Source organism: Streptomyces sp. NPDC090025 (genome assembly GCF_044748125.1).
In the GTDB taxonomy this organism is placed as follows: Bacteria; Actinomycetota; Actinomycetes; order Streptomycetales; family Streptomycetaceae; genus Streptomyces.
On sequence record NZ_JBIVFL010000007.1, the window covers coordinates 338,515 to 351,638 of the forward strand.

14 protein-coding genes are annotated in these 13,124 nt (G+C 75.2%); 6 read left to right on the plus strand and 8 right to left on the minus strand.

All coding sequences use genetic code 11. The annotated features are described in order from the left end of the window. Positions 1–45: 45 nt before the first annotated feature. Positions 46–996 carry a peptidoglycan-binding protein gene (locus ACIPXM_RS19425; protein WP_401656825.1) on the minus strand — a complete coding sequence of 317 codons (951 nt, stop codon included), beginning with the start codon at positions 994–996 and terminating at the stop codon, positions 46–48. Positions 997–1,357: 361 nt separating this feature from the next. On the opposite strand from ACIPXM_RS19425, the gene ACIPXM_RS19430 reads away from it, so the two are divergent. Both ACIPXM_RS19430 and ACIPXM_RS19435 read left to right on the plus strand, forming a co-directional pair. Further along, a complete protein-coding gene (locus ACIPXM_RS19430; protein WP_401656827.1) occupies positions 1,358–4,237 on the plus strand; it encodes a hypothetical protein in 2,880 nt (959 codons plus the stop codon). A 176-nt stretch (positions 4,238–4,413) separates the two neighbouring features. Further along, positions 4,414–4,665, plus strand: coding sequence for an EF-hand domain-containing protein (locus tag ACIPXM_RS19435; RefSeq protein ID WP_401656829.1), 252 nt, complete (start codon positions 4,414–4,416; stop codon positions 4,663–4,665). Between the two features lie 10 nt (positions 4,666–4,675). Here ACIPXM_RS19435 and ACIPXM_RS19440 read toward each other — a convergent pair whose 3' ends face one another. After that, entirely contained in the window at positions 4,676–5,329 is a 654-nt protein-coding gene (locus ACIPXM_RS19440; protein ID WP_401656831.1) for a dihydrofolate reductase family protein, read from the minus strand. A 111-nt stretch (positions 5,330–5,440) separates the two neighbouring features. Here ACIPXM_RS19440 and ACIPXM_RS19445 point away from each other — a divergent pair, with 111 nt between their 5' ends. Next, complete coding sequence (locus tag ACIPXM_RS19445; protein WP_401656833.1) at positions 5,441–5,896, plus strand: PPOX class F420-dependent oxidoreductase; 456 nt, start codon at positions 5,441–5,443, stop codon at positions 5,894–5,896. Here ACIPXM_RS19445 and ACIPXM_RS19450 read toward each other — a convergent pair. Beyond that, positions 5,893–6,360 (minus strand): DUF5990 family protein, encoded by a 468-nt coding sequence (locus ACIPXM_RS19450; RefSeq protein WP_401656835.1) that lies wholly within the window; start codon positions 6,358–6,360, stop codon positions 5,893–5,895. The two genes, ACIPXM_RS19445 and ACIPXM_RS19450, sit on opposite strands and share 4 nt — an antisense overlap. Positions 6,361–6,544: 184 nt before the next feature. Here ACIPXM_RS19450 and ACIPXM_RS19455 point away from each other — a divergent pair, with 184 nt between their 5' ends. From ACIPXM_RS19455 to ACIPXM_RS19465, 3 genes are all read left to right on the plus strand, one after another. Continuing rightward, complete coding sequence (locus ACIPXM_RS19455) at positions 6,545–7,171, plus strand: GntR family transcriptional regulator (RefSeq protein WP_401656935.1); 627 nt, start codon at positions 6,545–6,547, stop codon at positions 7,169–7,171. A gap of 192 nt (positions 7,172–7,363) precedes the next feature. Beyond that, positions 7,364–8,689 carry an amidohydrolase gene (locus ACIPXM_RS19460; RefSeq protein WP_401656837.1) on the plus strand — a complete coding sequence of 442 codons (1,326 nt, stop codon included), beginning with the start codon at positions 7,364–7,366 and terminating at the stop codon, positions 8,687–8,689. Between the two features lie 67 nt (positions 8,690–8,756). Beyond that, the gene (locus tag ACIPXM_RS19465; RefSeq protein WP_401656839.1) at positions 8,757–8,960 is read left to right on the plus strand and encodes a hypothetical protein; all 204 of its coding nucleotides are present in this window, start codon (positions 8,757–8,759) and stop codon (positions 8,958–8,960) included. On the opposite strand, the gene ACIPXM_RS19470 is transcribed toward ACIPXM_RS19465, so the two are convergent. The 5 genes from ACIPXM_RS19470 to ACIPXM_RS19490 all read right to left on the minus strand — a co-directional run bounded on the left by ACIPXM_RS19470 (position 8,953) and on the right by ACIPXM_RS19490 (position 13,033). Beyond that, positions 8,953–9,258 (minus strand): hypothetical protein, encoded by a 306-nt coding sequence (locus tag ACIPXM_RS19470; protein WP_401656841.1) that lies wholly within the window; start codon positions 9,256–9,258, stop codon positions 8,953–8,955. The genes ACIPXM_RS19465 and ACIPXM_RS19470 overlap by 8 nt on opposite strands. Before the next feature lie 319 nt (positions 9,259–9,577). Next, the gene (locus ACIPXM_RS19475; RefSeq protein ID WP_401656843.1) at positions 9,578–9,766 is read right to left on the minus strand and encodes an antitoxin; all 189 of its coding nucleotides are present in this window, start codon (positions 9,764–9,766) and stop codon (positions 9,578–9,580) included. Positions 9,767–9,852: 86 nt separating this feature from the next. Then, a complete protein-coding gene (locus ACIPXM_RS19480) occupies positions 9,853–10,758 on the minus strand; it encodes a hypothetical protein (RefSeq protein ID WP_401656845.1) in 906 nt (301 codons plus the stop codon). Next, entirely contained in the window at positions 10,755–12,596 is a 1,842-nt protein-coding gene (locus ACIPXM_RS19485; RefSeq protein WP_401656847.1) for a GMC family oxidoreductase, read from the minus strand. The genes ACIPXM_RS19480 and ACIPXM_RS19485 overlap by 4 nt, the downstream gene beginning before the upstream one ends. Beyond that, positions 12,593–13,033: a hypothetical protein gene (locus ACIPXM_RS19490; RefSeq protein WP_401656850.1), complete on the minus strand. Its 441-nt coding sequence runs from the start codon at positions 13,031–13,033 to the stop codon at positions 12,593–12,595. The genes ACIPXM_RS19485 and ACIPXM_RS19490 overlap by 4 nt, the downstream gene beginning before the upstream one ends. Positions 13,034–13,124: the final 91 nt, after the last annotated feature.

The following is a 13,124-nucleotide window of genomic DNA, read 5'->3' on the forward strand; positions in this document are numbered from 1 at the left end:
GGGCCCGCACGGGTTCGTACGGGTCCGTACGGGCGGGCGCGCGGCTCAGCCGGTCTCGGCCGTCAGCTGAGCCCGCGTCAGCGGGCCGTACACGCCCGGCCGTTCGGGGATGGCCCGGGCGATCTGGAAGCGGCTGAGGGCTTCCGCGACGGTGCCGTCGAAGGAGCCGTCCACGGAGCCGACGTACAGGAACAGGCGCTGGAGCCTGCTCTGGAGGTCCTCGACCGCCGGTCCCGTGCTGCCGACGCGGAGCGTGCCGTCACCCTCCGGGCGGCCGTGGCCCGGGCGCGGCCCGCCGGGGCGGGCGGTGCGGGTCGCGTCCGGCCGCCGGGCGAGGGACGCGGACGGCGCGGTGACGGGGGTCGCGGCGTTCGACGGCGGGGCCGAGGACGGCCCGGCCGGTACGGGATCGGTGGGCCGCCCGGTACGGGGCGGGGTCGGGGTGCCCGCGGGCGGTGACGCGGGAGGCGTGGCCGACCCCGCGGGCGGCGCCGTGACCGGCACCGGTACGGGTCCCGGCCCGCTCGCGTACGGGGGCGCGGGCGGGTCGTTCAGCAGGTACACCGCGGTCGCGGTGCAGGCGCCGAGGGCGAGGGCGACACCGAGCACGAGCGGGAACCGCGGCTCGGACCTGAACGCCCGGTGCGCGTGCCGGGCCCGCCCGCCCCGGCCGTCCCGCCCCCGCTCACCGCGCGGGGCCGGGCGCGGCGCGGGGATCCGCGGCAACGGGGCCGTCGCGTCGAAGAGTTCGATGTCCTGGGCGCGCACGCCGGGGGTGTCCTGGACCGGTACGGCGACCTTCCCGAACACCGGCCCGGGCGGCGCGCCGGGCGCCGCCGCCGGTGTCGCCGCGGGTGTCGCCGCGCAGGCGCAGGCGGTCGCACCGCCGCCGCGCCGGTGCCGTCCGGCGGCCACGGGGCCGGGGCCGGGGAGGGAGCCCCGGACGGGTCCGGGCGGGAGAGTCGAGCCGCAGAGCGCGCAGATCTGGTGTTCCACGTATCAGGCCGTTCCGTGCACGGGTGGGAGAGGGAGGCCCACCGCCGTCGAGACACGAGACCCGACCTTGACCCATGGTCAAACTGGCCGTCCATTCCGGCATCACCCCACACACGCCGCAACTCAGCTCATTCGCCCTTAAAGGGACCTTAAGGAGTGACACGGATCACAGCGACTCGACGGCCCGACCGATCGTCCCCGGCCGCGCACCGTCGAAGTTCGGCCGTCTTCCGCTTCTCCGCGCCATTCCCGTACTCATGACCGATCGTCAGGCAACCCGCCGCCCGATGTTCCCGTCTCCCGTGCCGAGTGGGGCGTCCGGGGCCAGGGGGGTCCGATCTCGGCATCTCCGACCAGGGGGATGACCGACGGCGCCTCGACGAGAACGATCGTGAGGAAGACCGCTTTGATACCTGTCATACGCGGCGTGACCACCGCCGCGGCGGTGCTGGCGCTGACGGCCACGGCGGCGCCCGGGCTCGCCTACGCGCTGCCGTCGCCCGGCACCCCCGCCACGGCGTCCCCGGGGGAACGGGACGGCGTGCCCGCACTGCCCGACGGGTGGCGACTGTCCGGTTCCGGCGCGGAGCGCCAGCTGATCTGGACGGCCGACACCAAGGTCCCGATGGGCGACGCCCGGGTCGAGTTCCGGTCCGGCGGACGGCTGCTCGGCCACCCGGTCGCCGCACCGGACGGCCGGACGTTCCGGCTCGCCCTGGACGGCCGGCGCATCGGCGACGGCGCCGAGCTCAGCGTCAACGCCGCGGGCCGACGGCTCGACGCGGCCGATGGCGACGGCGACGGCGCGCGGTCCCGCTCGCCGCGCGGCATCCGCCCGACCGCCCCGGCGGCCCGCCCCGAGGCGCAGCCGCCCGCGAACGCGGTGGATCCGGGCACACCCGGCACGTACCGCACCGCACGGAGCGACTACAGCCTGAAGTCCGTGAAGCTGCCCGGCTTCCCCGAGGCCGTCGAGATGCAGGCCGCCGTGGTCGCCCCGGTCGACGCGCCCGGCAAGCGTCCGGTGGCGCTCTTCCTGCACGGCCGACACGGCACCTGCTACAAGCCGGGCACCGACCAGGACTCCGGCGACTGGCCCTGCAAGCCCGGCTGGAAGCCGATCCCCAGCCACCTCGGCTACCTCAAGGCGCAGCAACTGCTCGCCTCCCAGGGCTATGTGACCCTGTCGATCGCCGCCAACGGCATCAACGGGCAGGACCACCAGGCCGAGGACGGCGGCGCGCAGGCCCGCTCCTCGCTGGTCCGCCAGCACCTCGGCCGCTGGGCCGACTGGGGCGTGCGCGGCCAGAACGCCCCGGCGGCCGTCCGCAAGGCGGCGGCCGCCGCCGACCTGTCCCGGGTGCTGCTCGTCGGTCACTCGCGCGGCGGCGAGGGCGTCAACCGGGCGGCGATGGACAGCCTCTACGCGCCGCCCGCCGCCCAGGACGGCTACCGCGGCCCGGTCCGCTGGAAGATCCGCGGCAACGTCCTCATCGGCCCCACCGTCTTCGGCCAGAACCCGGTCGCCGACGTGCCGTCGATGACCGTGCTGCCCGGCTGCGACGGCGATGTGTCCGACCTCCAGGGCCAGATCTACCTGGACGGCACCCGCGGCGTGAGCAACGGCACCGCCCTGCACAGCGCGGTCTACGTGGTCGGCGCGAACCACAACTTCTTCAACAGCGAGTGGACCCCCGGCCAGTCCCAGGCGCCGTCGACGGACGACTTCTGGTCCAGCGACGAGGAGCGCGACGCGGTCTGCTCCCCCGGCACCCGCACCCGGCTGACCGCCCCCCAGCAGCAGACCGCGGGCGCCACCTACATCGCGGCGGCGGCCCGGCTGTTCGTCGGCGGCGACGACAAGGTCCGCCCGCTGCTCGACGGCACCGGCCGCCGCGCCCCGTCCGCGGGCCCGGTCCAGGTGCTGACCCACGCGGTCGGCGGCAACCGCACCGGCGCGTTCACACCCGGCGCGGGGACGACCGTCACCGGCACCGGTGGCCGGATCTGCGCGCAGGTCGACGCCGACCCCGCCCGGTCCTGCCTCCCGGAGGACGGCACGGCGGGCCGTTCCCCGCACTTCTCCTACTGGGAGATCTCGCCCGAGCCCGGCCGTGACGCGCTCGCCCTGAAGTGGTCCCGCGCGGGCGCCCCGGCCGGTCTGCGGTCCGCCCGCCCGGTGTCCCTCGCGGGCAGCGAGTCGCTGGCGCTGCGCGTGATCGTGCCGCCGAACAGCAAGGGCACCGAGCTCGACGTGACCGTGGCCGACGCCTCGGGCCGCCGCGCCACGCTGGGCACGGTCCGCGTCGACGGCCTGCCGGGCACCGAGCGCACCGCGTCGCACTGGGCCCGCGAGGTCCGGGTGCCGCTGGCGCCCGCCACCCGCGCGCGGCTCGACCTGAAGAAGCTCACCGCGCTCGACCTGACCCCGCGCACCGCGTCGGGCCAGGCATGGCTGATGGACGCCTGGGGCTGGCGCCCCGGCACGCCCGCCGTGCGGGTGTCCGCGATGCCGCGCGTCGACCTCGGCCGGCTGACCGTCGACGAGGGCGACTCGGGCGTCCGCACCTACCGCGTCCCGGTCCGGGTCTCCGGTCAGGGCAGCGGCCAGGTCCGGCTGTTCCTGCCGAAGCCGGACTCCGAGGGCTACACCCCGAAGCTGGTCACGGTCCGCCCCGGTCAGACCGACATCGCGATCCCGGTGCAGGTCAAGGGCAACACCCGGTACGGCTGGGACGTCACCGTGGACGCCCTCGTCAAGGCCGTGCGCGGCACCGTCGTCGGCTCGCACCGCGGCGGTGTCACCGCCCGCAACGACGACAAGATGCCCGAGGTGAAGCTGACGCCGGTGGCCACCGACGTCACCGAGGGCGAGGCGCTGGTGTGGCAGGTGACGCTGTCCGAGGCGGCCGACGCCGACATCATGGGCGGCGTCCTGTTCCAGCCGGTGACCGGCGGGACCGAGCTGAACACCGCCGACCTCGACCCCGACTTCGTGCGCGACACCTACGGCTCGCTGCCGGACCCGCCGCGCCCGCTGTCGCAGCCGGAGTACCCGGACTCCTATCTGGCGTTCAACGTCGCCGCGGGTGAGTCGGCCACCGAGATCCGCGTCCCGACCGTCAAGGACGGCGTCGCGGAGCCCGTCGAGTCGCTGCTCGGTCGTACGTTCCACTACGACGGCGACTGGAAGCAGGTGCCGGGCCAGGAGGTCACCGGCACGGTGAAGGACGCGTCCTGACGCCGTAGCGCGTGGCCGGACAGCCCACCGGGCGGTCGCCGGGTCCCCGAGAGGGGCGCGGCGACCGCCTTTCCGTCGCTCCGGGTGCCGGTCGGCGCAACTTCCGGGCCCCCGGCGACGTCCTTCCGTACGACACCGCACCCCCAGGCCCGGATCACACCCGAACAGGACACGCGATGAGCGACAAGGCCCGGATACTCTTCGACGCGCTCGACCTCGACCACGACGGCACCCTGACCCGTACCGAGGTGATCATCGCCCTCAACGCCAAGGGCCCCACCCTCGTCGCCCAGGGCGCCATCCCGGCCTGGGGGCTCGGCGGGCCCGACGACTCCTCGGCGCTGTTCGACGAGGCCGACGCCAACGGCGACCGGGTGCTGAGCTTCGAGGAGTTCGCGACCCTGGTGGACCGGCGCTTCGGCTGGTGAGGGCGGACGGTCAGTCCTGCGGCAGATGCGTCCTCGCGTCGGCGTAGGTCGCGTCCGCGGGCCCGGAGCCCAGTGCGTAGAAGAGGTTCAGGACACCGGTCTCGAAGGTCTCGGCCGACAGCAGCCGCAGCGGCACCGGCGGGGTGCCCTCGTCGAAGAGGCGGGTTCCGGTGCGCCGGGCGATCGGGTGCAGCATCAGGTTGAGCTCGTCGAGCAGCCCGGCGGCGATGAGGGCCCGGACCAGGGAGACCGATCCGCTCACCCAGATGGGTGACCCGTCCCCCGTGTCGCCGCCCGTGCCGTCCGCCGTGCCGCCGCTGCCCGGCTCGTTCTTGAGCGCGGTGACGGCGGGGACGAGATCGCCGTCCAGCCGCTCGGAGTTGCGCCAGCCGAACTCCAGCGGGCCGCGCGAGACCACGATCTTGCGGGCGTCCCCGAGCAGCTTCGCGAACGGCGCGTCCTCGCCGCCCGCCGTCTCCCGCTCCGGCCAGGCACCGGCGAAGCTGTCGTACGTGCGACGGCCGAGCAGCAGCGTGTCCGCGCGGCCCAGGGTCGCGTCGACCGCGCGCCCCATCTCGTCGTTGAAATAGGGGAAGTGCCACTGGTCCGGCGCCTCCACGACACCGTCGAGCGCCATGAACAGCTGTGCCTTGATCTTCCGCATCCCGGCCTCCAGTACGTCGTTCGCTTCGTTCGTCCTACCGATGCATGCCCCATCCCACACGGTGCGGGGCCGGTGCGCATGAGGGGCGGGCCCGGTGGGCAGGCAGGCCGCATGACGCTGCTCGACGAGGAGATCCGCGCGCGGATCGACGCCCCGCACCTCTGGTACGTCGCCACCGTGGCCGCCGACGGTGCGCCGCACGTGAGCCCGATGTGGCTCGGCCGCGACGGCGACCGGGTCTTCTTCAACACCGCCGTCGGCCGGATCAAGGAGCGCAATCTGCGCCACGACCCACGGGTGTCGCTGTCCCAGGCGGACCCGGCCGACCTGTTCGACCGGGTGCAGATCCGGGGCCGGGTGGTCGGCTTCGTCGAAGGGGCGGAGGCGGAGCGGAACATGGACCGGCTGGCGGCCAAGTACCTCGGCACGGAGCGGTACCCGTGGCTGATCCCGGGCGAGCACCGGATCGTCGCGGTGATCGAGCCGGCGAAGGTACGGCGGGTGCGGGGCGTCGAACCGCTGCCGCCCGGCGCGCCGGGCGCGGGCACCCCGGGCGCCGCGGGCTAGTCCGCCGGGGCGGCGGCGGTCCAGTCGATCCGGGGCGGGCGGACGGCCGCGCACAGCGGCTGGCCCTTCACGTCGGTGAGGCCGAGCCGCCCGAGCAGCACACCGGAGCCGACGGCCGCCCGTACGGTCCGCTCGGGCACGGCGTCCAGCATCAGCTTGGCCCGCCGGAACATGGTGGCCGTGCCGTCCTGGCCGACGCTGACCCAGGAGAGATAGACGAACCGGCCGCCCGGCCCGCCCTGCACATAGGGGCCCTTGATGTCGTGGCCGCCGGTGGCGGTCTCGGTGACGACGCAGTCCAGGGTCCAGGCGGCCGAGGGCGCGTCGCCGGGCTGCGGGGCGAGGAGTTCGGCGGGGCGTGCCCGGCGCTGGACGGCGACGTGGATGCCCGTGTGGCCCGGGTAGCCGGGGGCGGGGGCACAGCTGAGGCCGGGCAGCCGGTCCGCTTCGATCCTGATCTGCATGGCTCCATCCTGCCGCGCCGCCGCGCCTCGTGGGAGCGCCGTCCTGCGGTGGCCCGACGTATTCTCGGGCCGAGCACGCGCGGCGCGGGGCCGGCGGGGAACGGTGGAGCACGTGAAGAGGTCGGACGGCGGCGACGGTTCGGGCGGCGGGGCCGGTGCGGGCGGTGGCGGTACGGCCGCTCCGCTGAGCGCGCGGGCGCGGGCGGACATCCTGCAGCGGATCGTCGACCGCCGGTACGAGCAGGGCGCGCGGCTGGTCGAGCGGGAGGTCGCCGAGGAGCTGAGCATGTCCCGGGTGCCGGTCCGGGAGGCGCTGCGCGCGCTGGTCGCCGAGGGCCTGCTGGAACTGCTGCCGCACAGCGGGGTGCGGGTGCGGCGTCTCGAACGGGCCGATGTGGAGCACCTGTACGAGGTGTGGGAGCCGCTCGCCGTGCAGGCGTCCCGGCTGGCCGCGCGGGCGGCGCACGCGGACCCGGCGGCCCTCGCCGGTCTCGCGGCGACGCTGCGGCGGGCGGAGTCGGCTGCCGCGGCGGACGAGGGAGCGGCGGAGGTGGCCGCGCACACCGATTTCCACGAGGGGATCGTGGCGATGGCGGGCAATCCGCTGCTGGCCCGCACCATGGAGCAGTTGAGCTGGCAGTTGCGGCTGCTGTTCGGTCTGCGCGCGGAGCCCGCGCACATGCGGGCGCAGCACGCGGAGATGCACCGGCACATCGCGGCCGGTGACGTGGAGGCGGCAGCGGCGAGCACGCTGCTGCACGTACGGGACAGCCGGGCGGTCGCGCTGCGGACGCTGTTCGGCGAGGGCTGAGCCCCTCGGCACTGAGTGCCGCCCTCCACTTGCGTTAGTTGTATACCAACACTGTCACCCACGCCCACCCCTGTGCACATTTCTTCACGTCATCGCCGTGACCCTTGTCCGGCGGGAAGACTTTGGTATACAAACCCGGGAAGTCGCTTGAAGTCGCTGCCACGCGCCGTCTTCCGTTCCCAAGGAGTCCCCATGCAGCTCTCCCGCCGCACCATGCTGGCCGGCGCCGCCGCGCTCGCCGGTACGACCGCCACCGCCACCGCCACGGCCGCGCCCGCTTCCGCTTCCGCCTCCGCTTCCGCATCCGGTTCCCCGGAGGGGCAGCGGCACAGCAAGGACAAGGCCGTGGTGTTCCGTGACGTCCGCCCGTTCGGGGCGGCCAAGGCCACCGATCTGGTGGCGGTGGACGGGCGGTTCGTCGCCGGGCCCGCGCCGCGGGGCGCCCGGGTGGTCGAGGGCGGCGGCCGGATCGCGCTGCCGTCGCTGGTGGACGCGCACATCCACCCGGACAAGACGACCTGGGGCGGCTCCTGGGTGTCCCGGCGCCCGGCGAGCGCCATCGCCGACTACGTCGAGCAGGACGTGGAGCTGTTCCGGGCGCAGCGGCGGCCGGTCGCGGAACGGGCGTACGGCCTGATGGCGCACGCGGTGGCACGCGGCACCCGGGCGATGCGGGCGCACGCCGACGTGGCCCCGGCGTACGGTCTCGCGGGGGTGGCGGGCCTGGCGGAGGCGCGGCGGCGGCTGCGGCACGCGCTCGACGTGCAGATCGTGGCGTTCCCGCAGCACGGTGTGGTGCGTACGCCCGGGGCCGCGAAGCTCCTGGAGGCCGCCGCCCGCAGCGGTGACGTCGACATGATCGGCGGCATCGACCCGATCGGCTTCGACCACGCCCTCGACGAGCAGCTGGACCTGGTCTTCGGGATCGCGGACCGGCACGGCGTCGGCCTGGACATCCACCTCCACGACCGGGGCGAGCAGGGCGTCAGGACGCTGCGCGGGATCGTCGAGCGGACCAGGGCACTGTCCCTGGCCGGAAAGGTGACGGTCAGTCATGTCTTCTGCCTGCCGGGCCTGTCCGACCGTGACCTCGGCGCGCTGGCGGCCGATCTGGGCGACCAGGACATCGCGCTGACCACGGTGGCGCCGTCGGACTCGCTGGTGCTGCCGATCGCGCGGCTGCGCGAGCACGGGGTCCGGGTGGGCCTCGGCTCGGACGGGGTGCGGGACTCCTGGAGCCCGTTCGGCGACGCGGACATGCTGCACCGGGCGCACATCCTCGGCTGGGTCACCGATGTCCGGCTCGACGAGGAGCTGACCGACTGCTACCGGGTCGCCGCGCACGGCGGCGCCGACGTGATGCACCTGCCGCACGCGGACCTGAAGCCCGGCTCCCCGGCCGACTTCGTGCTGGTGCGGGGCGAGTGCCTGCCGCAGGTGGTGGTCGACATGCCGCGTCGGGACCTGGTGGTGCACGGGGGCGTGGTGGTGGCCAGGGACGGCGTGTTCCTGGCCTGAACGGGCGCCCGCGCCCGCACTTGGGCCGGGCCGACCTGGCCCGGTCCGGGTGGCGGGGACGGCTTCCGTGACAGCGCCGTCGAAGGGCGGACAGCTGGCGCCGACCGTCGGCGACGCCATCATGGCCGTTCCACCGGCCATCGGCACCACCACCGCGGTGATCCTGCACAGCGGGCCGCAGGCGGAAGCAGTATCCCGTGCTGATCGAGGAGTTCGGCAGGCCCGGCAAGGACTGACCGGCACCGGCCTCCCACCCCACCCGGTCAGCTGACGGTCGGTGTCGGGGCCAGGGCGTCGGGCCGGGTCTCGGGGGCGATCCGGACCGGGCCGACGACGCTGAGCGGGATGCCGAGGGTCTCGCAGATCCTGCGGGCCCTGGACAGGGTGCTCAGGGACGCCGGGGACGGGTCGGCGGTGGGGAGCTGGACCCGGACGAGCCGTGGGCGTGGCCGGTGGCCGTGGAGCAGGGCCTCGGTCTCGAGGTGGGCCGCGGCCCTGCTGGTGACGTCGAGGTCGCGCAGCAGCGACACATGCAGGACGCCGTCCTCGAAGGCGTGGCTGATGAGCATGAAGCTCTCCTTCCGCCGCTCGGGGGATGTGCGGGACCGCGCGGTCCCGGCCGGGCCGGATGGCATGACCTGGGATGACGGCGGCTCGTCCAGTATGCGGAGAAACATGCCTGATGCACCCGTTCGCACGCTGCCCCGATCCCGTCCCCGCCCGGCCCCGCCGGGGCCGGAGCCCGCCCGGCGCGTTCGCCCAGTCGGGCGATGGGGCCCGGCGGGAGCGGCTGGGCGACGTCGGCGGTGGCCTCGCCGCCCGGACGGACGACCACGAGCCGGACGCCGCGGGGGCGTCCGGCTCGTGGTGCCGCGGCGGGGCCGCGGTTCAGGGCTGGGGCGGCTTGTCCTGGTCGGCGCCCAACTGCTCCTTGAGCTTGTCCTGGGCGGTGTCGACCTGGCTGCTGTACTTGCCCTGGGTCTTCTCGTCGACGAAGTCGCCGGCCTTGTCGATGCCTTGTCCGGCCTGGTCCTCGTGGCCCTTGAGCATCTGCTTGAGCTTGTCCATCACGGACATCGCGGCCCTCCTCGCCGTGGCCCCCCTGTCGGATCCAGGATCCCGGACCGGCGGGCGGGCCGCATCCGCAGTGCGAACCGTGCTGGTCAGGGGCGTTCCGGCAGGTAGTACGGGCGGAGGTGGGCGGCCACCGGGGGTGACTGGTAGGTCCAGGCCCCGGCCGCCGGGCGGCCGTCGACCAGCTCCGCGAGGTCCCGCAGCGGGTCGCCCGCCGGGGCCCGGACGTCGAGCGCGACGCGCGTGGTGTGTTCGGGCACGGCCAGGTCGTACCAGCGGAAGGGCTGGGAGAGGTTCATCGGACCGGCGAGCAGCCGCCCCTCGGGGTCGGTGCCGTAGCCGGTGACGGGGGCGCTCGCGGCGGGCCGTGAGGCGAGTCCGCCGAGCTCGGCGGTGAGCGACAGGAGCGGGGTGTCGTGCCGTTCGAGGGCGCCGTCCGGGCCCGCGGCGCCGTCCCGGCAGTGCACGGTCCAGGTCTCCCCCGCCGGTCCGTTCAGGGACGGCAGGTCGACCTCGAACCAGCCGGGGTGCTTGGGCTCGGCGTACAGGGCGCGTCCGGCGTCGATGGCGAACAGGTTGTCGCAGACGACGTGCAGCCGGGCGATGCCGAGCAGTTTGGTCTGGTCCCAGCCCTGCGCGTACTCGGGGTAGCCGAGGCGCGGGACGCGGTGCGCTTCGGCGGTCGGGAAGGCGATGACGTTGAACTCGATCTCCTGGGTGATGCCGCCGCCGAACGCGTACTGGGCGTAGTACAGCTGGTAGTTGAACGACACCAGGGCCTGTCCGTCGAACTCGGCGGCGGTCAGGCCGGGATGGTGCTTGGCGAGCAGTTCGCGTACGGGTGCCGGGTCGGCCCGCCAGTCGACGCCGAGCTGGTGCAGGGCGCCGTAGTGGAAGGGCAGCCGGAAGGGTGCGGGGACCGGCGGCAGGGCCGGTCCGGCCGCCGCGGGGGTGCGGGCGGGCGGGACGGTACGGGAGTGCGGGTGGGCGGTCATGCGGCGGCTCCGGGGGTGGTGGGGGCGGGCCGGCCGGGTGCGCCGGGGCGGGCAGGGCGCGGGCCGTGGCCGAGGTGGACGGGCCGGTCGCGGGCGGTGAGGTCGGCCTCGATCCGCTCGGCGCTGCGCAGGGCGAGCGCGGCCATCGTCAGGGTCGGGTTGGAGGTGGCGACGGACGGCATGCTGCCGCAGCCGACGGCGTAGAGCCCGGGGTGGTCCCAGCAGCGCTGCCAGGGGTCGACCACCGAGGTGGCCGGGGAGTCGCCCATGAGGTGGGTCCCGGCGGCGTGGCCCGCGCCCCGGTAGCCGTGCTCGCGGCCGGCGTGCTCGAAGCGGCCCGGCCAGGCCGCGGCCGGGAACGCGGTGCGTTCGTCGGCGCCGAGCAGCGCGAACAGCTGGTCGGAGACGGCACGGGCGGCGGCGATGCCGTCCTTGACGTGGTCGTCGAGGTCGTAGGTGAGAAGCGGGCGGGGCAGGCCGAGCGGGTCGCGCGCGGTGGGGTGCAGGGTGACCCGGTTGGCGGGGTCGGCGGACTGCTCCAGCTCGAACTGCAGGGTGAACTGGCGGCGGATCCGGTCGCCGACCGCACGCCGCAGTTCCGCGCCGAACAGGCCGCGTTCCGCCATGAGTTCGGCGACATCGGTGCCGACCGGGCCCTTCGACCAGATCCAGCCCCAGTTGCCGAACTCGACCCGGAACGGGGCGCGTGCCCGGCGGCCCGGGCCGGTGCGGAAGCCTTCGAGTCCGGAGGTCGAGCCGGGGCCCCGGTACGGTCCGACGTCCTCCGGCAGCAGGCCCCAGGTGAGCAGCACCGGGTGGTCCATCAGGTTGCGGCCGAGCTGTCCGCTGCGGTCGGCGAGTCCGGAGAGCAGCAGCAGGCGGGCGTTCTCGATGGCGTGCGCGGCGAGCACGACGACGTCGGCGCGGGCGGTGCCGGGGGTGCCGTCGTGGCGCAGATAGTCGACGCCGGTGGCGCGCCCGGTGCCGTCGACGAGGACCCGGCTGACGACCGAGCGGTCCTGGAGGGTGACGCCGTCGTGCCAGCGTCCCTGGGTCTTGAGCGGGGTGTACTTGGCGTACGAGGGGCAGTGCGGGATGCAGGAGGCGTGGCCCCGGCACCGGTTGGCCGGATCGGGGCGGCCGTGCTCGCCGCGCGGCACGTAGCCGCGGCCGTGGTCGTAGGCGGGGTCGGGTTCGCCGTTGCGGGCGTGCGGGCTGCCGGTGACGCGCAGCGCGACCTCGCCGGGCGCGACCGGGTCCTTGACGACGTGGCCGTCGAGCCGGGCGGCGAGCAGTCGGTCGAGGTGGCTCGGCGGGATGGGGCGCATCGGGAAGGCGTAGTCGTCGGGGAGCGGCACCCCGGCGTGGGCGCGCTGTTCGGCGGCGTCGCCCGCCACGCCCAGTTCGCGTTCGGCGGCCTCGTAGTACGGGACGAGGTCGGCGTATCCGAGCGGCCAGCGGCGGCCGTAGCCGAAGCGGCCCTCGGTGTCGAAGTCCTCGGGGAGCATCCGCAGGGCGAGCCCGGTCCAGATGGTGCCGGTGCCGCCGTTGACCCGGGCGTAGCCGCTGCCGTAGGGCAGCGGGCCGTTCTGCAGCAGGTGGCCGGTGGCGTGGTAGCCGGGCGGTTCCTCGGTGCCGGTCAGGTCGCCGAGTTCGGGGGCGGGTGCGGCGGGGCTGGGCGGCGCGCCGAGGGTGCCGGGCGCGGGTGCGGGGAGGTCGCTCGCGCCCGCTTCCAGGACCAGGACCCGGCGGCCCCGGGCGCCGAGGCGGTGGGCGACGAGCGATCCGGCGACGCCCGCGCCGACGACGATGACGTCGTAGCGGGTGGTCTCGTTCATCGCCCGGCCCCCGCCCCGGTGCCACGGGCCGGTGGTCCGGTGAGCGGGGCCGGGGGTTCGCTCCAACTGCCGTACGGCTGGGGCGCGGTGGCGGGCGGGACGAGTCCGGCGGCCTTCCAGACCAGGCTCTCGGCGTAGGACGCGGGGGACAGCGGGGCGGCGTCGGGGGCGGGCCAGCCGCCGGTGTACCAGAGCAGGGTGAGGGCGCGGGCCGCGTCCGCGAGGTCGCCGGTCAGCCGCTCGGGCGGGGTGCCGCGGGCCGCGAGGAGCCGGGCGAGGAGGTCCGGGCCGAGGCGGTCGGCGGTCTCGGCGCGGCAGGCGTCGGCCAGGCCGGTGGCGGCGAGTTCCGGGGCGGTGAATCCGGTCAGGCGGACCGAGAGGTCGGTGAAGGGGTCGCTGGCGGGGGTGGTGGGGCTGGCGTCGTCCGTTGTGAGCACGGGGCCATCGGTGCCCCGGCGCCGGGGTGATCATGCTGGGTGCCCGGGGGTTGTCCGGATGTCGTTCCGTCAGGGCCGGTCGATGGGCGGC